Annotated in this window: 22 protein-coding genes; 7 read left to right on the top strand and 15 right to left on the bottom strand. The window is 70.6% G+C overall.

Annotated elements, in window-relative coordinates:
- Positions 1 to 11 precede the first annotated feature (11 nt).
- Complete coding sequence (locus AC0VYP_RS21350) at positions 12 to 968, top strand: HpcH/HpaI aldolase/citrate lyase family protein (protein ID WP_285758669.1); 957 nt, start codon at positions 12 to 14, stop codon at positions 966 to 968.
- Between the two features lie 25 nt (positions 969 to 993).
- Here AC0VYP_RS21350 and AC0VYP_RS21345 read toward each other — a convergent pair whose 3' ends face one another.
- Positions 994 to 1,413, bottom strand: a complete 420-nt coding sequence (locus tag AC0VYP_RS21345; RefSeq protein ID WP_475471505.1) for a hypothetical protein — start codon at positions 1,411 to 1,413, stop codon at positions 994 to 996.
- Between the two features lie 262 nt (positions 1,414 to 1,675).
- Here AC0VYP_RS21345 and AC0VYP_RS21340 point away from each other — a divergent pair, with 262 nt between their 5' ends.
- Complete coding sequence (locus tag AC0VYP_RS21340; RefSeq protein ID WP_475471503.1) at positions 1,676 to 2,374, top strand: response regulator transcription factor; 699 nt, start codon at positions 1,676 to 1,678, stop codon at positions 2,372 to 2,374.
- Positions 2,371 to 3,789 carry a HAMP domain-containing sensor histidine kinase gene (locus AC0VYP_RS21335; RefSeq protein WP_475471502.1) on the top strand — a complete coding sequence of 473 codons (1,419 nt, stop codon included), beginning with the start codon at positions 2,371 to 2,373 and terminating at the stop codon, positions 3,787 to 3,789. The genes AC0VYP_RS21340 and AC0VYP_RS21335 overlap by 4 nt, the downstream gene beginning before the upstream one ends.
- On the opposite strand, the gene mnhG is transcribed toward AC0VYP_RS21335, so the two are convergent.
- The 6 genes from mnhG to AC0VYP_RS21305 are packed head-to-tail and all read right to left on the bottom strand — an operon-like array spanning position 3,776 to position 10,446.
- The gene (gene mnhG / locus AC0VYP_RS21330) at positions 3,776 to 4,153 is read right to left on the bottom strand and encodes a monovalent cation/H(+) antiporter subunit G (RefSeq protein WP_285758674.1); all 378 of its coding nucleotides are present in this window, start codon (positions 4,151 to 4,153) and stop codon (positions 3,776 to 3,778) included. The two genes, AC0VYP_RS21335 and mnhG, sit on opposite strands and share 14 nt — an antisense overlap.
- Positions 4,154 to 4,188: 35 nt before the next feature.
- Entirely contained in the window at positions 4,189 to 4,449 is a 261-nt protein-coding gene (locus tag AC0VYP_RS21325; protein ID WP_475471500.1) for a monovalent cation/H+ antiporter complex subunit F, read from the bottom strand.
- Complete coding sequence (locus tag AC0VYP_RS21320; protein ID WP_475471498.1) at positions 4,446 to 4,991, bottom strand: Na+/H+ antiporter subunit E; 546 nt, start codon at positions 4,989 to 4,991, stop codon at positions 4,446 to 4,448. Before AC0VYP_RS21320 ends, AC0VYP_RS21325 begins: the two co-directional genes overlap by 4 nt.
- Before the next feature lie 29 nt (positions 4,992 to 5,020).
- The gene (locus tag AC0VYP_RS21315) at positions 5,021 to 6,685 is read right to left on the bottom strand and encodes a Na+/H+ antiporter subunit D (protein WP_285758678.1); all 1,665 of its coding nucleotides are present in this window, start codon (positions 6,683 to 6,685) and stop codon (positions 5,021 to 5,023) included.
- A complete protein-coding gene (locus tag AC0VYP_RS21310) occupies positions 6,686 to 7,501 on the bottom strand; it encodes a Na(+)/H(+) antiporter subunit C (protein ID WP_475471496.1) in 816 nt (271 codons plus the stop codon).
- Entirely contained in the window at positions 7,498 to 10,446 is a 2,949-nt protein-coding gene (locus AC0VYP_RS21305) for a Na+/H+ antiporter subunit A (RefSeq protein ID WP_475474325.1), read from the bottom strand. Before AC0VYP_RS21305 ends, AC0VYP_RS21310 begins: the two co-directional genes overlap by 4 nt.
- 221 nt (positions 10,447 to 10,667) lie before the next feature.
- On the opposite strand from AC0VYP_RS21305, the gene AC0VYP_RS21300 reads away from it, so the two are divergent.
- Together AC0VYP_RS21300 and AC0VYP_RS21295 are read left to right on the top strand one after the other, a co-directional pair.
- Positions 10,668 to 11,111 (top strand): MarR family winged helix-turn-helix transcriptional regulator, encoded by a 444-nt coding sequence (locus tag AC0VYP_RS21300; RefSeq protein ID WP_475471494.1) that lies wholly within the window; start codon positions 10,668 to 10,670, stop codon positions 11,109 to 11,111.
- Between the two features lie 353 nt (positions 11,112 to 11,464).
- A complete protein-coding gene (locus tag AC0VYP_RS21295) occupies positions 11,465 to 12,415 on the top strand; it encodes a DMT family transporter (RefSeq protein WP_285758682.1) in 951 nt (316 codons plus the stop codon).
- A gap of 235 nt (positions 12,416 to 12,650) precedes the next feature.
- On the opposite strand, the gene AC0VYP_RS21290 is transcribed toward AC0VYP_RS21295, so the two are convergent.
- Together AC0VYP_RS21290 and AC0VYP_RS21285 are read right to left on the bottom strand one after the other, a co-directional pair.
- Positions 12,651 to 12,983 (bottom strand): winged helix-turn-helix domain-containing protein, encoded by a 333-nt coding sequence (locus AC0VYP_RS21290; protein WP_475471492.1) that lies wholly within the window; start codon positions 12,981 to 12,983, stop codon positions 12,651 to 12,653.
- A gap of 4 nt (positions 12,984 to 12,987) precedes the next feature.
- Positions 12,988 to 13,464, bottom strand: coding sequence for a hypothetical protein (locus tag AC0VYP_RS21285; protein ID WP_475471490.1), 477 nt, complete (start codon positions 13,462 to 13,464; stop codon positions 12,988 to 12,990).
- 557 nt (positions 13,465 to 14,021) lie between these two features.
- Here AC0VYP_RS21285 and AC0VYP_RS21280 point away from each other — a divergent pair.
- Positions 14,022 to 14,738, top strand: a complete 717-nt coding sequence (locus tag AC0VYP_RS21280) for a lysostaphin resistance A-like protein (RefSeq protein WP_475471488.1) — start codon at positions 14,022 to 14,024, stop codon at positions 14,736 to 14,738.
- 92 nt (positions 14,739 to 14,830) lie between these two features.
- Here AC0VYP_RS21280 and AC0VYP_RS21275 read toward each other — a convergent pair whose 3' ends face one another.
- From AC0VYP_RS21275 to AC0VYP_RS21260, 4 genes are all read right to left on the bottom strand, one after another.
- On the bottom strand, positions 14,831 to 16,045 hold the full coding sequence (locus tag AC0VYP_RS21275; protein ID WP_475471487.1) for a glycosyltransferase: 1,215 nt from the start codon (positions 16,043 to 16,045) through the stop codon (positions 14,831 to 14,833).
- 446 nt (positions 16,046 to 16,491) lie between these two features.
- Complete coding sequence (locus AC0VYP_RS21270; RefSeq protein ID WP_475471485.1) at positions 16,492 to 18,222, bottom strand: S1C family serine protease; 1,731 nt, start codon at positions 18,220 to 18,222, stop codon at positions 16,492 to 16,494.
- A 399-nt stretch (positions 18,223 to 18,621) separates the two neighbouring features.
- Positions 18,622 to 19,860: a sensor histidine kinase gene (locus AC0VYP_RS21265; protein WP_475471483.1), complete on the bottom strand. Its 1,239-nt coding sequence runs from the start codon at positions 19,858 to 19,860 to the stop codon at positions 18,622 to 18,624.
- A complete protein-coding gene (locus AC0VYP_RS21260; protein ID WP_475471481.1) occupies positions 19,857 to 20,522 on the bottom strand; it encodes a response regulator transcription factor in 666 nt (221 codons plus the stop codon). Before AC0VYP_RS21260 ends, AC0VYP_RS21265 begins: the two co-directional genes overlap by 4 nt.
- Positions 20,523 to 20,757: 235 nt before the next feature.
- Between AC0VYP_RS21260 and AC0VYP_RS21255 the strand changes: the two genes are divergently transcribed.
- Positions 20,758 to 21,390: a hypothetical protein gene (locus AC0VYP_RS21255; RefSeq protein WP_475471479.1), complete on the top strand. Its 633-nt coding sequence runs from the start codon at positions 20,758 to 20,760 to the stop codon at positions 21,388 to 21,390.
- Between the two features lie 180 nt (positions 21,391 to 21,570).
- Here AC0VYP_RS21255 and AC0VYP_RS21250 read toward each other — a convergent pair whose 3' ends face one another.
- Positions 21,571 to 22,098 (bottom strand): Scr1 family TA system antitoxin-like transcriptional regulator, encoded by a 528-nt coding sequence (locus AC0VYP_RS21250; RefSeq protein ID WP_475471477.1) that lies wholly within the window; start codon positions 22,096 to 22,098, stop codon positions 21,571 to 21,573.
- Complete coding sequence (locus AC0VYP_RS21245) at positions 22,088 to 22,360, bottom strand: BldC family transcriptional regulator (RefSeq protein WP_475471475.1); 273 nt, start codon at positions 22,358 to 22,360, stop codon at positions 22,088 to 22,090. The genes AC0VYP_RS21250 and AC0VYP_RS21245 overlap by 11 nt, the downstream gene beginning before the upstream one ends.
- Positions 22,361 to 22,375: the final 15 nt, after the last annotated feature.

The following is a 22,375-nucleotide window of genomic DNA, read 5'->3' as shown; positions in this document are numbered from 1 at the left end:
AGTCGTTGCACATGGACGCCGTCGCTTCGCGGTCGCGCCGGTCGGTGCTCGCTGTCCCGGGGTCCAACCCCCGGTTCATCGAGAAGGCGCGCGGGTTGGCGGTGGACGCCTTCTTCCTCGACCTGGAGGACGCGGTCGCCGCCTCGGAGAAGGAGCGGGCCCGGGAACTGGTCGCGGCGGCGCTCAACGAGGGAGGGTGGGGGGACCGTATCCGCTCGGTCCGGGTCAACGACCTCACGACGCAGTGGACCTACCGCGACGTCATCACCGTGGTGGAGACCGCGGGCGCGAACCTGGACTGCCTGGTGCTGCCCAAGGTGACCGACGCCGTCCAGGTCCGTTGGCTGGACACCCTGCTCACCCAGATCGAGCGGTCGGTGGGGCTGGAACCGGGGCGGATCGGGATCGAGGCCCAGATCGAGGACGCCCGCGGCCTCGTCGCGGTGGACGAGATCGCCGCGTCCTCGCCCCGGTTGGAGAGCCTGGTGTACGGGCCGGCGGACTTCATGGCCAGCATCAACATGCGGACGCTGGTCGTGGGCGAGCAGCCGCCCGGCTACGACGTCGGAGACGCCTACCACTACGTCCTGATGCGCATCCTGATGGCGGCGCGCGCCAACGGCCTCCAGGCCATCGACGGCCCCTACCTGCAAATCCGTGACGTGGACGCGTTCACCCGCTCGGCCGCCCGCAGCGCGGCCCTGGGCTTCGACGGCAAGTGGGTGCTGCACCCCGGCCAGGTCGAGGCGGCCAACGAGGTCTACGCCCCCGGCCAGGCCGACTACGATCACGCCGAGCTCATCCTGGACGCCTACGAGCACGCCACGACCGTGCGCCGCCGCGGCGCGGTGATGCTCGGCGAGGAGATGCTCGACGAGGCGTCGCGCAAGATGGCGCTCGTGGTGGCGGCCAAGGGCCGTGCGGCCGGACTCCACCGCACGACCGCCTTCACCCCCGAGGACGACTGACATCCATAGGAGCATCCCGTCCCGTTCAGTGGTTGCGGCACGAGAACCCGTCGGCGAGCAGGCTCAGGCCGATGGCCAGCAGCCAACTGTCCTTGGCGAGCGCGATCCCGCTCGGTGAGGGGCGGATGCCGTCGGGCCGGCGGGCCTCGGGGTCGGTGAAGTACAGGCCCAGCAGGCCCCCGGCGAAACCGGTCAGCCCGGCGCCCGCCACGGCGTTGGGCACGACCGGCAGCATCAGCGCCGCCCCCAGCACGAGCTCGCCGGTGCTCAGGAGGCGGACGAACTTGTCGGGAGGGACGTCCTTGAGGAACGGGTAGGCGCGCGCCGCCTCGCCGTGCAGGTAGGCCGCGGTATCAGGGTTGACGCCGCGTTTGTCGAGCCCGGAGTTCAGGATGAACGCCCCCGAGATCAGGCGCAGCGGCAGGTGGGCGGCTCGAAAAGCCATCGTGGTACCTCCGTGGTGGGAATCCGTCGTGGTCCGTCGCCCACTACCCGATCCCGTCCGGGAGCAACACCTCTTTCCCCCGTACCACTGCGGGGCAGCGCACACCGCGCACCCGTGCCCTGGGAAGCACGCGGCCCCCTGCCGCTGAGCGGCCCCCCGACAGGGGGAGGCGCCCGGCGTGGACCGGGCGGCGTCGGGCCTCTCGCCGCACGTGCCGTGTCCTCTTACCGATCGCTAACCCCGATGCGCCACGATGAGGTCCATGAGCTCCGTCCGCACCGTGCTGATCGCCGATGACGACCGCGCCATTCGCGAGTCCCTGGAACGGGCCCTCCAACTGGAGGGCTACGAGGTACGCACCGCCGTCAACGGCGTGCAGGCCCTGGCCGCAGTCCATTCCACGCCGGCCGACCTGCTGATCCTCGACGTCATGATGCCGGGAGTGGACGGCTTGGGCGTGTGCCGGGTCCTGCGCGCCGAAGGCGACCGGACCCCGATCCTGATGCTGACCGCGCGTGTCGAGACACCCGATCGGGTGGCCGGTCTCGACGCCGGAGCCGACGACTACCTTCCCAAGCCCTTCGAGCTCGACGAGCTCCTGGCGAGAATGCGCGCGCTGCTGCGCCGCACCGCGCCGCACGCCGCCGACGAAGCCGTCGAGCCGCCCATCCAGGTCGGTGACCTGCGCATCGACCCCGGTGCCCGCCGGACGTGGCGGGCCGGTCGCGAGATCGAGTTGTCCAAGACCGAGTTCGACCTGCTGGAACTGCTCGCCCGCAACGCCGGGATCGTGCTCGACCACGCCACCATCTACGACCGAATCTGGGGATACGACTTCGGCCCCGAGTCCAAGAACCTCGCCGTCTACATCAGCTACCTGCGCCGCAAGCTCGAACCCGACGACGCGCCGCCACTGATCCAGACCGTGCGCGGTGTCGGCTACACCATTCGCCCCCGATGACCCGCCCCCCGACCGGGCCGGCGGCCCCGGCCCGGTCGTTCCCCAAGTTCGGCGAGGTCACGCTCGGTACCCGGCTGGCGGTGATCTTCGCGCTGGTCGCCGCGGTCGTCATCGTCCTCGTCGGCTCGCTCGCCTACAATGCCGCAGCCACCCTGATCCGCGCCAGCGCCAAGCAGGAGTTCGACACCACCGTCGTCGCGATCTCCAAGAACCTGCACGCGTCGTCCATGTCCCCGGGCGGTTTCAACGAGTTCAACCTCGTGCACTCCGCGAGCTTCTCGCTCCAGCTGATCAGCCCGGACGGCACGGTCGTGGTCCCCATCAGCGGCCCCCAGGAACTCGCCCCGCTCCCGGTGGTCGAGGAGGACCGGGAGATCGCCGGGTATGACGAGACCGGCGCGCTCAAGGTGCGCGAGGCCCGCGTCAACGGGGAGCCCTACCGGATCGCCACCATCTCCTTCGGCCAGCGCAACGGCGCGATCCAGGTCGGCCAGCGGCTCGGCCCCACCGAGCACCTGCTGGAGACGCTCTCCGGCCAGATGTTCCTGGTCGGCTCGATCGTCCTGTTGAGCGCCGCCGCCGCGGGATGGCTGGTGGCCCGCCGCATCACCGGGCGCCTGGTGCGCCTCACCGAGGCCGCCGAGTACGTCAGTTCCACCGGTCGCCTGGACCGGGTCGGGCCTGCCGAGGGCAACGGCGGCAAGGACGAGGTGGGACGTCTGGGCAACGCCTTCAACGCGATGCTGGCACGGTTGGCGTCGTCCAAGGAGGAGCAGCGGCGCCTTGTCCAGAACGCCTCGCACGAGTTGCGTACCCCGCTGACCAGCCTGCGCACCAACGTCAGTGTCATGCGCCGCTTCGAGCGGCTTTCCCCCGACGCCCAGGGACGTCTGCTGGACGACTTGGAGGGGGAGACCCGCGAGCTCACCGACCTCGTCAACGAACTGGTGGGACTCGCCACCGAGACGCGGGAGGACGAGGCGCCCCACGAACTGGTGTTGGGCGAGTTGGCCGAACGCGTCGCGGCCCGCAGCCGCCGCCGGACCGGCCGCGAGGTGACCGTCAACGCCGATGCCAGCGCCGTGTTCGGGCGACCCGGTGCGCTGGAGCGGGCCATTTCCAACCCGGTGGAGAACTCCGCGAAGTTCGATCCCACGGGCACGGCCCCGATCGAGATCGTCGTCCGGGAGGGCACGGTGGAGATCCGCGACCGCGGCCCCGGGATCGACCCGGCCGAAAGCGGCCACGTCTTCGAGCGCTTCTACCGCGCCACCTCCGCGCGCAGTATGCCCGGCTCCGGGCTGGGGCTGTCAATGGTGCACGACATCGCCCAGGCGCACGGGGGGACGGTCTTCGCCCGGAGCCGCGAGGGCGGCGGCTCCGTCATCGGGTTCTCGCTGCCTACCGTTCGGTGACCTGGTGGCCGGCGGGGTCGTGGCGGTCCCGGTCGAGCTGTTCCTGGAGTTCGTCGACCACGATCAGATCTTCGCGGGTGCGTCCGGTGCGGTAGGAGACCCGCCCCGCGATGTGCGCGGCGACCGGGACGGTGAAGATCTGGAACAGCAGGACGAGCACCAGGATGCCGATCTGCGGCTCGGGGTAGAGCCGCAGGCCGATTCCCAGCAGGATCAGGGCGAGGCCCATGATCTGCGGCTTGGCCGCGGTGTGCATGCGCGACAGCAGGTCGGGGAACCGGATCAGGCCCACGCCCGCGGCGAACGACAGCAGGGCGCCCGCGAGGATGCAGCTCACCGCCAGCCAGTCCAGGACCTCGGTCATGACGCGTCCTCCTTCTCGCCGGACGCCCCGTGTGTTCACGGGCGCCGTTTCGCCACGAACCGGGAGATGCTGATCGACCCCACGAAACCCAGCAGCGACAGCACCAGCAGTGTCGGCAGCACCGTGGGGTCGCGGTTGAAGGCGGCGAACGAGCCGATCCCGGCGATGGCCGAGGCCAGCAGCACGTCCACCGACAGCGCGCGGTCCAGGATGGTCGGTCCGATCACCAGCCGGGCCAGGCTCAGCAGCGACGCCGCGCCCAGCAGCACCGCGACCGCGACCCACAGGTAGTTCATGAGGTGCCCCCCGTCAACGCCAACCGTTCGATCTCCCCGCGTGACCCGAACGCCCGGACCACCCGCTCCTCCAGGCGCAGGACGTCGGCCCGGGCCTGTTCCACGTCCTCGGCGCCGGCCCCCAGCACGTGCACGAACAGCGTGTGGGTGGCCGAGCGGACTTCCACGATCACACTGCCGGGAATCACCGAAACACACACGGCGGTGAGGGTGAACAGCAGGTCGGACTGGGTCCGCAGCGGTACCGCGATGACGGAACTGTGCGGTATGCGCCCGAAGGAGAACGCGGTCGCCAGCACCCGTACCGTCGCCTGCGCCATGTCCACGACGAACCGCACCAGGAAGAACAGGGTCGCCCTGGGGTGGATGCGAAAGCCCGAGTCCAGCGGCGGGAGCGGGAACGCGAGCATGACCAGCAGGCCCACCAGCAACCCGGACACCACCGTGTTCACCGAGAGCTCGCCGAACAGCAGCACCCACGCGATCAGCAGCCCGGCCAGCGTGGGCAACTGGATGACGCGCTGTCCGATCCGTACGCTCATCGGCGGACGCGGGGGACTGGTTGCCGAGGTCACTGGACGCCTCCCGGGTGGACCGCTTCGATATAGGGCGACCGCGCGAGCAGGTCCTCGGCGGTGGCCTCGCTGTAGGCGACCATGGGGCCGGCGAACACCGTGAAGCCCAGCCCCAGTACCACCAGTCCTATTGTCGCCCCCAGCATCAGCACGGGGAAGGAGTCGGAGGTCACCACGGCCTTGCCGCCGATGCCGATGGGCGCCCGGACGGTCGTCGCGGGGATGTTCACCGGGGAGGACGGTCCGACCGCGGAATCGTCCTCGGAACTCTCCAGCAGGGTACCCACCGCCACGGGCCTGCCGTCGTCGGGCGAGCGCCAGAAGGCGTAGTTCCACAGCCGTGAGATCGCCATCAGGGTGAGCAGGCTGGTGATCACCGATCCGGCCACCAGCAGGTAGGCGATGGGCGTGTCCTGCTGTACGCCGGCCTGGATCAGCCCGAGCTTGCCCAGGAAGCCCGACAGCGGGGGGATTCCGGCCAGGTTCATCGCGGGGACGAAGAACAGGATGGCCAGCAGCGGCGACAGTTTCGCCAGTCCGCTGAGGTCGTTGAGCGAGGTACTGCCGCCCCTGCGTTCGATCAGGCCGGTGACCAGGAACAGGGTCGTCTGCACGGTGATGTGGTGGGCCACGTAGAACACCGCCCCGGCCAGGCCGAGCGCGCTGCCCAGCGCGATCCCGAACACCATGTAGCCGATATGGCTGACCAGGGTGAACGACAACAGGCGTTTGATGTCCTTCTGCACCATCGCCCCGAGGATGCCGATGACCATGGTGGCCAGCGCCACCCACATCAGCGCCGTGTTCAACGTGTCGTTGTCGAAGAGCAGGGTCTGGGTACGGATGATCGCGTACACGCCGACCTTGGTGAGCAGCCCCGCGAACACCGCGGTGACCGGGGCGGGCGCCGTGGGGTAGGAGTCGGGCAGCCACGCCGACAACGGGAACACCGCGGCCTTGATCGCGAACGCCACCAGCAGCATCGCCTGGAGGACCAGTTGCAGGCCGACGGGCACTTCGCTCATCCGCACCGCGATCTGGGCCATGTTGACCGTTCCGGTCGCCGCGTAGACCAGGCCGATCCCGATCAGGAAGATGATCGAGGACAGCAGCGACACCACGACGTAGGTGGAGCCCGCGCGGATGCGCGACGCCGTTCCGCCCTGGGTCAGCAGTACGTAGCTGGAGGTCAGCAGGATCTCGAAGCCCACGTACATGTTGAACAGGTCCCCGGCGAGGAAGGCGTTGGACACGCCCGCCACCAGGATCAGGAACGTGGGGTAGAAGATCGACAGCGGGGTCGCTTCCTCGTGGTCGGCGGCGCCCTGGCCGATCGAGTACACCAGGACCGACAGCGTGATGGCTGCCGACACCGTCACCATCAGCACCGACAGCCGGTCGGCCACGAGAGTGATCCCGATGGGGGCCTCCCAGCCGCCGACCTGCACCACCTGGGGACCGTAGGCGTCAACGCCGAACAGCAGGACGACACCGATGACCAGGACGGCGGTCAGCGCCGTGACGCTGATGGCCCTGTTGAGGCGCTGGTAGCGCACACCGAGCGCGAACTTCACGCCCGCTGCGAAGAGGGGCAGTACCACCGGTAGCGGCACCAGGTAGTGCAGGAGCCCGGGAAGCAGGGTGTTCAGGAAGTCGGTCATCTAGTCGGCTCCCTGAAGGTCGCTGTCCTCGGCCAATGCCAGTCGTTCGCGTTCGGCGCGGATCTGCGAGCGCAGCTGCCGCTTCTGCGACCGGATCTTCTGGCGCAGCTCCTTGCGCTGACGGCGCTCCGCCTCCTTGTCGGCGCGGACGTGCTCGGCCAGCTCCTCGCGCCGGGCCCGCACGCGTTCACGGGCCTCCAGGATCGTGGCCCGCACGCTGCGCTTCTTGTCGCTGATCCAGCGCTGTTTGGTGTCCTCGGGGCGCGCCTCGTTGACCACGCAGGCGTTCAGGTCCTTCTTCGCCTGGGCGAGTTTGGCCATGATCGCGGCGCGTTCCGCCTCTTCCTGTTGGTCCTCGCGCTCGATCCGGTCCTGGAGCGCCTGGCGCTGGTCGCGGATCTCGGTCCGCTGCGCCCGGCGCTGGGCGCGGATGCGCGCGCGCAGTTCCGCTCGCTCCCCGCCGGTGGAGATCCGCCGGTCCTCGGCGTCGTCCTGCACCTCGTCGTTGCCCTGGAGCTGCCAGCTCCGGTAGGCCATGGCCAGCAGGAACGCCGTCACGCCCAGGGTGATGACGATCGCGGTCAGGATCATCGCCTGCGGCAGCGGGTCGCTCATCGCGTCGGGCTCGGTCAGGCCCAGCAGGGGTGGCCCGCCGGCCGCTCCGCCGGTGGACAGGATCATCAGGTTGACCCCGTTGCCCAGCAGGATCACGCCGAGCAGGATGCGGGTCAGGCTGCGCTCCAGCAGCAGCGTCACCCCGGTGGCGACCAGTACGCCCACCACGATGACCAGCAGGACGGTCGGAGTGTCGTTCACGCGGACACCTCCTCGTTGTGCCGCGAGCGCGCGGCCCGCTGGTCGTTTTCCATCTGTTCGTCGATCCGCGCGCCGAGGCTGTACAGAATGTCCTGGATCAGGCCGATCACCAGCAGGTAGACCCCGACGTCGAAGGCCAGCGACGATGTCAGGTGCACCGGCTCCATGAACGGCAGGTGCAGGTCGTAGGCGCCGCCGGCCAGGATCTCGGTGCCGAGCACCGCGCCGGCCAGTGCGGTGCCGGTGGCGATGGCGAGCCCCAGTCCGATCAGGACGCCCGGCTGCAACCGGAGGGCGAGGTACAGTTCGTGCCGCCCGCCGGCGAGGTAGCGGACGATCAGCCCGAGCCCGGCCACGATGCCGCCGGCGAAGCCGCCGCCGACGCTGGAGTGTCCGGTGATCAGCAGGAAGACCGACAGCAGGATGATCACCGGGAACAGCAGCCGGGCGATCACCTCGAAGATCACCGAACGGCGTTCCTGTGCCATTGCCAGCACGCCGGGCAGCCACAGCGGACGTTCGTCGGTGCGCACCGTGACCGAGCCGAGGGCGGATTGCAGCGCCAGGGGACGCCATTGGTCGTCGGGGGGACCGGCGGCGGCTGAGGCGCGGATCGGGGCCAACGGTACCGAGAAGGGGTTGAGCCCCACCGCGGTCCGCAACGTGCGGGTGCGCCGCCGTACGAACAGCAGACTGGCCACGCCCGCCGCCACCGCGGCCAGGACCGAGATCTCACCCATGGTGTCCCAGGCGCGCACGTCCACCAGCAGCACGCTGACGATGTTGTGGCCGCCGGCTTCCTCGGCCGCGGCGGGGTAGCCGCCCGAGATCGAGTCGGTCCGGCGTCCGGCCAGCGCGAAGTAGGCCATGGAGGCCACCAGGAGGCCGGTCGCCGCTCCGATCAGCAGGTTCCACACCCGCCGGGCGCGCAGGACCGGAGTGGAGAAACGCGTGGGCAGCCGACGCAGGACCAGGACGAACACCACCAGGCTGACCGTCTCGACCAGGAACTGGGTGAGTGCGAGGTCGGGGGCGCCCTGGAGGGCGAACAGCGCGGCTGTGCCGTAACCGGTGACTCCTACGAGGACCACCGCGAACAGTCGGCCGCGCACCACGAGCACCCACAGGGCGGCCAGCACGACGATGACGGCGGGGATCAACTGGACGGGGGTGTCCCAGAACCTGACCGCCGGTGTCTCCATGAGCCACAGTCGGCCGTTGATGATCGGGACGGCGCTGACCACGACCAGGGTCACCAGTGTCGTGCCCAGGTAGATGGGCAGCGATCCGCGTTGGGTGAGGCCGGTGACCTGGGTGGCGAAGTTGACCGTGTGGAAGACGATCCGCCGGTAGGTGCCGGCGGGGTCGGGGAGTGCGAACCTGTTGCCCGCCCAGGTCACCGCCGACCGCCAGTGGAACAGTGCCAGACCGCCCGCCACGCACAGCGCCGACAGCAGCAGGGCGAAGTTGAGGCCGTGCCACAGCGCCAGGTGCGCGGGTGCGTTGCCGGCGTTGAAGGCGACGGTGTCGGCGTATCCGGCCAGAACCGGGTCGATCCAGCGTGTGGTCAGGCCGCCCAGGAGGCCCAGGGCGCTGAGAAGCACGACCGGGGCGGTGAAGAGGGGGCCGGGGGCGTGCACCGGGGTGGGGGCGATCCCGGGTTTGTCGAAGAACGCGCCCCACAGGAACCGCAGGCTGTAGGCGACGGTCAGGACCGACCCGATGACCAGGGCTGCCAGCACGGTCAGCAGCACCGGGCTGCCCGAGTACTCGAACGCCGCGAACACCGCTTCCTTGGCGACGAACCCCGCCATCGGCGGCAGCCCGGCCATGGAGGCCAGTGCCAGCACCGAGGCCCAGAACACCACGGGCATGCTCGTGCGCAGGCCGGAGAGTTCCCGTAGGTCGCGGGTGCCGGTGCTGTGGTCGATGATGCCGACCACGAGGAACAAGGGGGCTTTGAAGACCGCGTGTGCGCACAGCATGGCCAGCCCCGCCAGCGCCGTGTCCCTGGTGCCCGCGCCCAGGATCGCGGTCAGGAAGCCGAGCTGGCTGACCGTTCCGTAGGCCAGGACCAGTTTCAGGTCGTTCTGGCGCAGGGCCTTCCAGCCCGCCGCGACCATGGTCGCCGAGCCCAGGACCAGCGTCGTGTACTGCCATACGGCGACGTCGCCGAAGCCGGGGGTCAGGCGGGCCACCAGGTAGACGCCGGCCTTGACCATCGCCGCGGCGTGCAGGTAGCCGCTCACGGGGGTGGGTGCCTGCATGGCGGCCGGCAGCCACAGGCTGAAGGGCAGGATCGCGGACTTGGAGAGCGCACCCACCAGGATCAGCGCCAGGGCCACCGCGACCGGGGTCCCGCCCGGCGGGTCGGCCACCAGCAGCGAGATGCGGTAGGTCCCGCCGATCTCACCGAGCATGACCACGCCCACCAGCAGGGACAGGCCGCCCAGTGTGGTCACGACGAGCGCCATCGACGCCGCGCGCCTGCTGTCGCGGCGCTCGGTGTAGTGGCCGATCAGGAGGTAGGAGAAGACCGTGGTCAGTTCCCAGAAGACGAACAGCTGGATCAGGTCGTCAACCATGACCAGGCCCAGCATCGCGCCGGCGAACGCGGTGAAGACGCCGGCGAACCGGCCGAGCCCGGGCTCGGCGTCGCCGAAGTAACGGGAGCAGTAGACGAGGATCAGCGTGCCGATGCCGGCCGCGATCAGTGTCATCGCCAGCCCGAGGACATCCAGGCGGAAGGCCAGTTCAAGGGAGAACGCGGGAGCCCATGGGATGGTGAGTTCGACCGGTGTCCCCGCCATGATGCCGGGGAGTTGGGCCAGCGCCCACGCGGTGGTCACGGCCGGAACCGCGGCCAGCGCCAGGAAGGCGTTGCGTCCCCACCACCGGACCAGCAGAGGGGCCAGTGCCGCAGCCACGAAATGTGCGGTCAGCAGCCACAACAATGTGCGCCCCCTTCATGTGGACCGTGCGTGGTCCGGTTCGAAGCCCCCGCTGGGGCCTCGCCAGGTGTCAGCCTGGGCATTGGCCGCCCTTGGCCCCGGAGCGCCACATCCGTATCCATGGAGTGGCCGGGCTGGTTTACGGTTGGTTTATGTGCGGTAGCTATTTAATGTCTACGCTACCTATTGGTCAAGTGTCGTAGTGAGGATGTCGAGTGGAACGTCCCGGTGGTGACTTCGCGGAGTTCTCGCAGGCATGGGGCGATCTGATGGGCGCGGTGGTGCGTGCGCGGGGTCGCGGTACAGCCCTGACCGAGCCCGAACTCACACTCTCCCAGGCGCTCCTGCTGGAGGTCATCGGCGGGCTGGAGCACCCCACGGTCGGCGAGATCGCCAACACCGCGGGGATCGCCTCCCCCTCGGCCACCCGGATGCTGCAACAGCTGGAACGCAAGGGCATGGTCAGCCGGCGCCGCTCCGACCGCGACGAGCGCAGCACCGTCATCACGGTCACGGAGGCGGGCAGCCGGGCGCTGACCGAGCACCTCGACCACGTCAGGGACCGGCAGCACGCGATCTTCACGGCCGTCGATCCGCGGCTCCGTCCGGCACTCGTGGAACTCCTGCGCGGGATGCGCGACGTCGTCAACGACATGTGAGCCCTGGCCGCCAGTCCGGATCGCTGCCCGATCCGTCTGTGGCGGCGATCGGAGCGAAAGTGACGCAGCGTTTCGCCGTTTCCTGGAACTCTCCTGTGAAACATCCGCTTCGATAGCGGCTTTCCAGGCGTTACAGCGGTCGGTGACCTGGGCAGCGGACACCGTGATGCTCAACTGGCAGTAATCTCGGTTTGCCCCCGTTTCTGTGCTTCACCGCACTCCGGCGGAGCGCGGGGGCGGTCGGACCGGGGGGTTTCCGGCAGGCGGCAGGTGCTGTGCGGGCCGGGGCAGGAACATTGGTTGACAGGCAATCGCCGCAGTTCGAGCTGTAGTTCAGGCTAAGGGGCTGGTGCATGACGTGGGCTGTCGTCGTGGCCGTCGTGGGGGCGCTGGCCATCGCGAGCGGAGCGGCACTCCAGGAGCGGTCCGTGCTCAAGGCGCCGGCCGTCGGCGTCAGCCAGCTCCGGCTGCTGCGCCACCTGATGCGGTCGCCTCGATGGCTTCTGGGAACACTGCTCACCGTCTGCGGCGTCACCGCGCACATCTGGGCGCTGTGCCACGCCCCGCTGACCGTCATCCAGCCCATCGGCATCAGCGGACTGCTGTTCGCCGTGGTGCTCTCCGCCTTCCTGCACAAGCGCAGACTGACGGCGGCTCAGGTCGCGGGCTGCCTGGCCGTCACCGGCGGCTTGGTCGCGCTGTTGACGGTCCTCCCCGCGCACGCCGGCGAACCCGACCTCAACGGCAAGGTCCTGGCGGCCATGCCGTTCGCGTCGGTCGCCGTCATGCTGGCCTGCCTGGTCGTCGCGCGCCACACCGGCCGCACCACCCGTGCCTGGACGCTGGCGCTCGCCGGAGGGGTGGGGTTCGCGGTGACCTCCGCGCTCGCCAGGGTCATCGGGGTCGGCGTGCTCGACGACCCCGGCACCGTCCTGCGTCCGCTCACCCTGGTCACGGTCGTCCTGGGGTTGTCCGGAGCGCTGATGGTGCAGAACGCCTACCGCACCGGCCATTTCGCCCTCGCCTACGCCGTCCTGCTGATCAGCGATCCTCTGGCGGCGGCCGCGATCGGGGTGGCGCTGCTCGGTGAGTCGCTGCCCTCGGGGCCGATCGGATCGGCGGTTGCGGTGCTGTCCGCCCTCGTCATGGCCTGCGGGGCGATCGTCCTGGCCCGCTCGTCCGGATCCGCCGGCAAAGCCGGTTCCACGGCCAGACCGCCGCTGGAGGGCGAACACCTCCACCTGCCGTCCGTCGCCCAGGCCGGCCCCGGCATCGAGCACTGGAACGTCCCGCGCAACCGCTGATCCGAGCCCTTCGCGGAGGGACGGGACCACGTGGGGCCGGCTGCCCACCGTTGACGCCGTTCGGTGTGTCGGTTGCAGCCGTCGGCGCGGATCGCGGACCTCCCCGTCGATGTCCGATGCGCTGTTCCATTGCCCCTGGGTCCTGCCCTGTTCGACCGCCGTCGGGCCCGTGACCGGTTCGGTCACGGGCCCGACGCGGAGGAAGGGGCGGGTGTGTTCGTCCTGTCGGGGCGGGTCACTCCCCGCTGCCCGGCCTGTTGCCCGACCCGGGGTTCCCCGCGTGGGCGGCGATGTGCTGGAGTGCGGTGATGTGGCCAGACAGTGCCTTGCGGCCGGCGTCGGTGAGGTTGAGCCATGTGCGCGGGCGTTTGCCGACGTAGCCTTTCTCGGCTTGCACGTAGCCCAGTTTGTCCAGCGCGCTGACCTGTTTGGACAGTGCCGAGTCGGACAGTTTGACCGCCTCGCGCACGTAGGAGAACTCCGCCCAGTGGTTGGCCGCCAGTACCGAGACGATCGACAGCCGGGTGGGGTTGAGCAGCGACTGGTCGAGGTCGCCGTGGTCGGTCATGGCGTTATGCCTTGGGGTCGCGCGCGGCGCGGTTGAGCAGTCCGCGCCACAGCGGGATGGTCAGCACGACGACGGTGATGCCGATGGTCGTGGGGTAGGGCACGTCGAAGCTGCGCATGATCAGCCCCGCGGCCGCGGCCAGGGCCATCAGGGCGAGCATCACGCCTGTCCGCATCATCCGGGCGCGCCCCGACATGCCCACGGGGTGGGAGGAGGGGGAGCGCTGGTAACCCATGGCCGAACCGGAGCGCTTCCAGCGGGGGAGGGCGGCCAGTGCCAGTGCGGCGGCCACGAGGACGAAGAGCAGGGGGGTGCTCAGGTCCGGTCGCAGGTCGGAGACGACGCCGTATCCGATGGCCACGGCTCCCAGGGCCCACAGCGTCCAGGCGGGGTGGGCGTCGGGGGCCGCGGCCTGCTCGCGGCGCTCGTTGACCTCGTTGAGGGCCTTGGCGGCTTCTTCGGGGGTGGGGTGCGACTGCATCGTGAAAACTCCCTCGCGGTTGTCCTTCAGGGGGGCGAGCGTCTCGCGTGTTTCCGTGCTTGCCTGATTTTCATGCTGTTGCCTACAAAGAAAGTACACGAGCGCTTGCCTCTTAGGCAAGTAGATGCCTGAAAGAAAATACAGTCCGCTTGTGGCGGGGTGGTGGGTGCGGGCCGGGGAGGAGGGCGGCGCGGCGTTCGCGTGGGTGTGCCGTCCTGCACGTTCTCCGGTGGTCGGGGTGCGTCCGCGACCGCGATCGTGGCCGGTCGCCTGTCGTCGGGGCGTGCGTCACCGCTTGGACGGGCCCTGAGGTGCAGGGCCTCGCCCGTCCGGGAGTCGGGGTTGCGCGCACCGTCGCGACACACAGAACCCGGTCACGGCCCCCGTGTCGGGTTTCACACCCCCCGTGTTCGAAACGATGCCGATCGGCCGAGCTTTTCCGGATAAGGAGGTTTTTCGGGGGAACAAGGGTTGCGTCCGGATCGCAGGGCGCCTCCCCGGAGAGGTGACCGGCCCGCGATCCGCCGTGAAGAACCGCTCCGAGAAAGGCCCCACCGGTGAACGACTTACACTCCTCCCCCCGCGACGAAGCGCGCCCGGCCCCTGACACGCGGCGCCCCGGATGGATCGAACTCCTCGTGGGCATGGCGGTGATGGCGCTGCTCGTGTTCGGGCTGCCGCCGGTACTGAACGGGTTGGGCATGAGCGGCCCTACCGCCGGCATCGTCTCCGGCCTGCTCAGCGGCGGCGCCGGAGTGGCCGCCTTCGCCGCCGCCGCGCTCGTGCGCCTGCGCTCCTGGCACGCCTTCGGCGTGCGCCGCACCACCGTGCGTTGGCTGCTGATCGGCGTCGCCGCAGGACTCCTCGCGCTCGTGATCAGGAGCCTGACCGTGTACGTGGTCACCCTTTTCGTCAACGTGGGCGCTGACACCCAGGCCAGCTACGCCGCCGGGGCCGGTGCCGGGCTGATGTCGCTGGCCCTGATAACGCTGACCCTCGGAGTGCTCACCCCCATCGGTGAGGAACTGCTGTTCCGCGGTGTGGTGACCACCGTGCTGCTGCGCTACGGCGCCCTGGTCGGCGTGGTGGGCAGCGCCGTGGTGTTCGCGCTCATGCACGGCATCAACGAGATCCTGCCCGCGTCCCTGCTGGTCGGGCTGATCGCCGCCGAGATCTACCGCCGCAGCGGATCGATCTGGCCCGGGGTCGTCATGCACATGGTCTACAACGGCATCAGCCTCGCGCTCCTGGCCTTGGCGGCGACGGCGGCGTGACCCGCGACGCGCACCGGCCCGCCGGACCGGTGCGCGCCGGGCGGCCCGGTTCCCCCGAGGCGCTGACGGGCCGCGAAGCGACCTGTCGGCGGCTACGCGGGGGCCGGGCCTTCGCGGTCCGCCACTGTCCGGTAGATCTCCTCGAACCGGTCCAGGGAGGCCTGGTGGTCGTGCCGGGTCGCGGCCCGGCGGCTCTTCGCGCCCATGGCCGCCGCCAGGGCGGGGGAGCCGAGCAGTTCCGACAGGTACTTGGCCAGCTCGGCGTGGTCGCCCGGCGCGTACAGGTAGCCGTTGCCTCCGGTGGTGACCAGGTGCGGCAGCGCCATGGCGTCGGCGGCCACCACCGGCAGTCCGCTGGCCATGGCCTCCAGGGTCGCGATGCTCTGCAACTCGGCGGTCCCGGCGATCGCGAAGACGTCCGCCGCGTGGTAGACCAGCGGTAGTTCCTCGTCGGAGACGAACCCCAGGAAGTGCACACGTTCGTTGACCCCGCACTCCTCGGCGAGCCGGGTGAGGCGCTGGCGCCTCGAACCCACGCCCACCAGCAGCAACTGGCAGTCGGGCACCGTGATGTCCGCCAACGCGCGGACCAGGTCCTCGATCCGCTTCTCCTCGTCCAGCCGGCCCACGAACAGCGTGCTGGGCCGGTCGGGCAGCCCGAACCGCGCCCTGACCCGTGAGCGGTCCTCGGGAGCGCCCACCGGTTGGAACCGGCCGAGGTCGATACCGCAGGACAACGCCTCGACCGGGCGGGTGAAGCCTCCGTCCGCCAGGAGCCGGGCGGCGGTCCGGGTCGGGGTCGTGACGTGCTGGACCTGTCCCAGGACCCGGAACAGGTCGCGCCAGGCGAAGGACCCGACCCCGAGCCGCAACGGGTCCGGGACGCGCAGGTGGTTGAACAGGTTCTCCGGCATGAAGTGGTTGGTGGCCACCACCGGAACACCGTGCCGCCGGGCCGCGGCGAGCAGGAGACGGCCCACGATGAAGTGGTTCTGGATGTGGATCACGTCCGGCCGTACCCGTGCCAGCAGGCGGTCCAGGTGCCCGCGGCCGCCCAGGGGAACGGCGAGCCGCAGCGACTGGTGCGCGAGCGACGGCATCGACCGCAACCGGTGCACCGTCACCCCGTTCTGCTCCCGTACGACGGGTGGGCCGCTGTCGGACTGGCACAGTACGTGGACCCGTGTCCCGCGGTCGCCCAGGCCGTGGGCCAGCCGCGTCGTGAAGCAGGCCGCTCCGTTGACGTCGGGCGGGTAGGTGTCGGTGCCGATCAGGACGGTGAGCGGGCGGCTGGCGGGCACGGCCATGGTTGCGGTCTCCCGGGTGTGCGCGGCCGGGGCCTGCGGCACACGATCGTGTGGGGGTCGGTGTGCGTGGGCCGCGTCGCGCCGATGAACGGCGCGGAGTCGGCCGCGTACCGTGTGGTGCCGAGAGAATACCCTCCGTCGCGGCGCCTGTGCCGGAGGCGCTACTCACTTTCGGGTCTCCCCACGCCCGGACGGCGGCGATCCGGAGCGGAGAACCGCGTCGGCAGGCCCGGGCACGTTGGCAGGCACAGGGCGGATACGGCGACCGTTTCGGAGGGGGCGGCCGGTTCCGGCCGCCGACCCCCGGGAGGGGGAGGGGCGGCTGATCCGAAGGCGGCGTTCGCGGACACGAGGAAGGGCCCGGTGTCCGCTCCATCCCCTGAAAGCGTCCACCGGGCCCCGGGAAGGGGCCGGCGTCTCCCCGCTGACCACGCCGGCCCCTGGTCCTAGCCGCCGATACTCTCGGCGGACTGCCCGGACAGGGTGACCTCGGCTTCGCCGGTGTTGCCGCCGCGCTGGTAGGTGATGGTGACGGTGTCACCGGGGCGGTGCGAGCGGATCGCCGCGATGAGCACGTTGGGATCGGTCACGGTCCGGTCGCCCAGCGCGGTGACCACGTCGCCGGCCTTCAGACCGGCCTTTGCGGCCGCCCCGTCCTGCCCGACCTCCACGATCTCCGCGCCGGCGGCGTCGTTGGACGCGCCGGTGACGGTCGCGCCGATGGTGGCGTAGGTCGCCTCACCGTTCTCGATGAGTTCCTGGATGATCGGCTTGGCCTGGTTGATCGGGATCGCGAAGCCGAGGCCGATCGAACCGGCCTGGCCGCTCGCTCCGACGCTGTTGGAGGCGATCGCGGTGTTGATCCCGATGATCTCGCCGTTGAGGTTCATCAGCGGGCCCCCGGAGTTGCCCGGGTTGATGGGCGCGTCCGTCTGGATGGCGTCGATGACGGTCGAGGTGGAGGGCTGCTGGGATTCCTGCTCCTGTTCCTGGCCCTGTCCCGGCGGACCGAACGGGAACCCCTCCCCGGGCTGCCCCTGGTCCTGCTCGGCGCTTCCGGTGTTGACGGGGCGGTTCAGCGCGCTGACCACACCCGAGGTGACCGTTCCGGACAGCCCCAGCGGGGAGCCGATGGCCACGACCTCCGCGCCCACCTCCACCTTGTCGGAGTCGCCGAACGAGGCGGGGGTCAGCCCGGAGACCCCTTCGGCCTTGAGGACGGCGAGGTCGGACACCGGGTCGGTGCCCAGGACGCTCGCCTTGGCCTGGGTACCGTCGTTGAACTGCACGACCAGGTTGTTGTCGGCGCCCGCGATCACGTGGTTGTTCGTGAGGATCTGGCCGTCGGAGCTGATGACGACGCCGCTGCCGCTGCCGTCCCCGGCGTTGATGGAGACGACGCTCGGCAGTGTCTGGTTGGCCACCTTGCTCACGTCCCCGCTGGAGACGGAGGTGGAGGGGGAGCCGTCCAGCGAGCTGATCGGGGAGTTGCCGGTCAGGACCTGCGTGGTGATCACGGCGGCGGCCGGACCCACGATCAGGCTGGTGACCAGGGCGGTGGCGCCTGCCGCGACGAGGAGGCGGTTGCGGCTCCACGGCTTCTGGGGCCGGGGCTCCGGCCCGGTGGGGCCGGACGGGAAATGGCCCTGCGGGAATCCGCCGTGCGGAGGGGCGGGCGGGGCGCCGAAACCGCCACCGCCCGCTGAATAGGCGTTGAACGGCGTGTCGTTGGGGGGCGGCCCCTGCTGCGGGTACTGCTGGGTCGTGTGCGGTTCCTGCGGCCCCGAGCCGAACGCGGCGGCGCGTGCGGGGCGGTTGGGGATGAACGACCGCTGCGGTCCCTGCGGTGCGGCGGACTGGTCGGGGGCGCTCCACCCGGTGTGCTCGCCCGGGTAGGCGGGGCCGAGGTCGGGGGTGGTCAACTGGGCCGGGTCCTGCGGGCCGGTCCGGGGCGCCTGCGCCCAGGGGCCCGCGGGCTCGGAGGAGACGGGGCCGGGCTGTTCGACCGGTCCGGGGCGGTCGGCCGGGCGGCTGTCCCCGAAGCCGGGGGCCGCGGCCGGTTCGTCGCGTTCGGCGTCCGGGGAGACCGCGCCGGGGAGATCGGTGCCGGCCGGCGGGGTCCCATTGTTCTCCGGGCCCTCGGTGGGGGAGCCCGCACCGTGATCGGTTGCGCTCATCTGTAATTCCTCCGGGCGTTCGTCGTTACGTCCACAAGAATCACCGGAAAAGGTTAGAACGCGGTGAGACGGCGGATAGGCGCGGTTTCGAGTGGCTGTCCGAAGTTTCGGCCATGCTTTGTCAAAGTACCGGTCATCAGGGCCTTCCTTGCGCCGGTGGCCGACCGGTGCCGCCTGCCGGACCGGAGGGGCCCGGCCGGCGGGAGTGGGGGCGGGGTTGTTCATCAAAGCGGTGATCGTGGCGGTACAAGCCTTCCGGTCCTCGTGTCGGAGGGGCCTGCGCCCCTCCCCGGCTCCGGGCGGCCGTCGAAGTCATCGCGGTGCGGGCGGGGCGGCGGTGGCGAAACGGCCGCGCGGACGACACCTTGCCGGGGCCGCCGAGCCCCGACTGACGGCCCCTCACGCGGTGGCGGACCGGTAACGGCTCCTGGACGCCGCGAGAAGTGCCGGTCCGCCACTCTCGCGTGGTCCGTTCCCCTCGTCCTTCCCGTCCGCGAGCGGCAGGAGGACCACCACGGTGAGACCTCCACCGGGGTTGGGGACGGCGGTGGCGCTGCCGTGGTGGCTGTCGGCGATGGCCCGCACGAGGGTGAGGCCCAGGCCGTGGCCGTCGGTGCCGGTCCGGCCGCGCGCCCGGTGAAACGGCTCGAACAGCCGGGCGGCCTCCTCCGGCCGCAGGGTTTCGCCCGTGTTGGTGACGGTGATCGACGCGTTGCCGTCGCGCAGGGTCGTGGTCAGCCGCGCGGTTCCACCGGCGCTGTTGTGCCGGATGGCGTTGTGCAGCAGGTTGACCAGCAAGTGGTGGAGGAGGTCCGCGTCGCCGTCCACCTGGACGGGGACGCAGTCGTCGCGCACGTCGATCCGGGCGGAGGCGGCTTCCGCCTCCACCTGTTCCAACGCGCCCGCCGCCACCGCCGCGAGGTTGACGGGGCGCGCGTCGGTCACGCCGTGGTCGGCCCGGGACAGGGCGAGCAGGGACTCGACGGTCGCGATGCTGCGGTCGTTGGTGGCCAGGAGCTTGGGGACCAGGGAGGCGAGGTTGTAGTCGTCTGGGTGTGCGGCGGCGACCTGCAGCATGGTGCGGGTGGTCGCCAGCGGGGTGCGCAGCTCGTGCGAGGCGTTGGCGGCGAAGCGCCGCTGGGCCTGGAAGCTCGCGTGCAGCCGGTCGAGCATCATGTCGATGCTGTCGGCGAGTTCGGTGAATTCGTCCGGGGGGCCGTCGAGGCGGATCCGTTTGTGCAGGGTGTCGCCCGCCATGGCGCGCGCGGCCCGGGTGATCCGGTGGACGGGGGTGAGGATGCGCCCGGCGATGATCCAGCCGAGCAGGAACGCGACCAGGGCCAACCCGGTGATGGCCACCCCCGACACCTGGAGCAGAGCCGCCAGGATGTCGTCTTTGCCGGCGATGGTCACGCGCGTCGGGTGCAGGGTGTCGGCGGGGACGTGCTCGGCGCCGGCGGGGATCGCCGTCATCAGGCGGCCCTCGGTGGGCAGCTCGTAGATCGGGAGGTAGCGCATCAGGGCGTACACGGCGGCCAGCAGCACGATGCCGCAGACCAGCACGGTGCCCCCGTAGAGCAGGGTGAGCCGGAGGCGCACCGACAGCCGGCTCCGCCCCAGGGCGGCGGCGACGCTCACGGGGCGACGGCGAGGTAGTAGCCGACTCCGGTGGCGGTGTGCAGGATCGGCGGTGCCCCGAGTTTGCGCCGCAGCGTGGAGACGGTGATGCGGACCGCGTTGGTGAACGGGTCGGCGTGGGCGTCCCACGCCTTCTCCAGCAGGCGTTCGGCGCTCAGCACCGCCCCGTCGGCGCGCAGGAGCAGTTCGAGCACGGCGAACTCCTTGCGGGTCAGGCGCAGCGAGTGGTCGCCTCGGCGGGCGTCCCGGCGGGCGGGGTCGAGTCGGAGGTCGGCGTAGGTCAGCACCGGGGGGTGGATCGTGGCCCCGCGCCGCCGCAGGGCGTGCAGCCGGGCGACGAGTTCCGGGAAATCGAACGGTTTGACCAGGTAGTCGTCGGAGCCGAGCCGCAGGCCGTCGATCTTGTCGGACAGTTGTCCCGACGCGGTCAGCATCAGGACCCGGCAGTCCGGCCGGTTGGCCACCGCGTGTCGGCAGACGTCGTCCCCGTGCACGCCGGGGAGGTCGCGGTCGAGCACCATCACGTCGTACTCGTTGACCGCCAGGTTCTCCAACGCCGAGGCCCCGTCGGCGGCGATGTCCACGGCCATGCCCTCGCGGCGGAGACCGGACCGCAACGCCTCGGCGAGGAACCCCTCGTCCTCCACGACCAGCACCCGCACGTGCCTACCCCCTGTTTCGTGAGGACGTCGGTGCCGTTCGCGCGACGCCCGTGGATATCGGCTGTCCGAAGCGGTCACATTGTTGCCGCCGCTACGTATGGTCAATGTATGGCTACGGCCAGACGTCAACGATAACCCTCGTCCGGCTCAATGGGTCCCGGCCACGGCTTCCGCCGGGGCCGCTCCGGTGGATCGTCCACCGGTGCCGGGTTCATACCGAACGAAGGGGATTCCCATGTCCTTGGTCCTGAGGGGCACCGCCGCGCTCGCCGCCGGCCTGGTCATCGCTTTCGGGGCGGGGGGTGCCGCGTTCGCGGCCGGTCCCGGCGAAGGTGTACCGGGCGGCTGCACGTTGCCCGTGCAGGGGCCCGGTGGCGGGGTGGGCGCTCCGATCGAGTGCCCGCCGCTGCCGTGGGAGCCGTCGGGTGACGTCGGTGTCGTGCCGTCGGGTGACGAGGGTGTCGAGCCTTCGGGCGACGAGGGTGCCCCGGGTGTGTGCACGTTGCCCCAGGAGTCCGGGGATGACAGTGCTCCGGTCGAGATCGAGTGCCCGACGGTGCCGGGGGTGCCGTCGGGCGACGAGGGTGTCGAGCCGTCGGATGACGAGGGTGCCCCGGGTGTGTGCACGTTGCCCCAGGAGTCCGGGGATGACAGTGCTCCGGTCGAGATCGAGTGCCCGACGGTGCCGGGGGTGCCGTCGGGTGACGAGGGCGTCGAGCCTTCGGGCGACGAGGGTGCCCCGGGTGTGTGCACGTTGCCCCAGGAGTCCGGGGATGACAGTGCTCCGGTCGAGATCGAGTGCCCGACGGTGCCGGGGGTGCCTGCGGGCGACGAGGGTGTCGAGCCGTCCGGCGACGACGGTGAGTAGATAGGTCCGTGGTCGCGGCGACTTCCTGAGGAATCACCCTTTCCCGGTGGCCCGTGCGGCGGAGATGACCTCCGCCGCACGGGCCACCGGTCGGTCGGGCGTGGACCGGTGACGGCCGTTCCCGGTTCGAGGGCTCCCGCGCCGGGGGAGACCGGCCTGTTTCTCGCGGCTCACCCCGGCTCAGAGTCGGTAGGGGTGGGCGGCGTGGAAGAGGTCCTGGAAGTGGGCGAGGTAGTGGCGGGTGTCGGTGATCGGCAACGCCAAGGGGAAGGGGATGGCTTCCACGGTGGTGGCGTTCTCGGTGACGGTGAACCCACACGACCAGATCACCGGGGGGTCCTGCTTCTCGGGCAGGACACGCAGGGTGACATGCGCCAACTCGGCCAACGCCAGGAGCAGCACCCGCTGTTCGGTCATGGTCTCCACCCCACCGATAGGGCGGCGCAGCGCCGTCTCGGTCACCACGTAGGCGCGGGGGTGTTCGGCGTCGATCAACAGGCGCTGACGGTGGGTCCGGATCGCTACGACCTCTTCCACATGCTCAGGCCGCAGCAACCCCGAAGCGGTCAGGACCGTGCGGGCGTAGGCGGGGGTTTGCAGGGGCGCGGGCACGACCGAGGGTGCGAAGGCGCGGATGTGGCCGTGGGGTTCGTCCAATGCCAGGTTGCGTTGGTGTTTGACCAGGGCGGTGGAAACGTCAACGCCCATCAGGAGTGTCCTGGCTGAGTGGTGCGGGGTGGGTGCGCGGGGTCTCGCGCAGAAGCGCGCGGAACTGGTGGGCGGGGTAGCGGCGTGCTCCGCCGGGGGTGTTCACGTAGGTGATGAGGCCGTGGGTTCCCCAGCGGGCCACGGTGGAGGCGTCCACCCCGAACAGCGCGGCGACCTGGTGGTTCATCAACAGGGCGCCGTGGACGCCTTCCAGCGGCGTATCCGGGTCAGGGCCACTGGGGGCGGGGTCAGTGCAAGACATGAGAGTGAGGAGTCC

Source organism: Nocardiopsis sp. iso_186, assembly GCF_056173365.1.
Note: the sequence above shows the minus strand (reverse complement) of the source record. Positions and strands in the feature narration are given on the sequence as shown.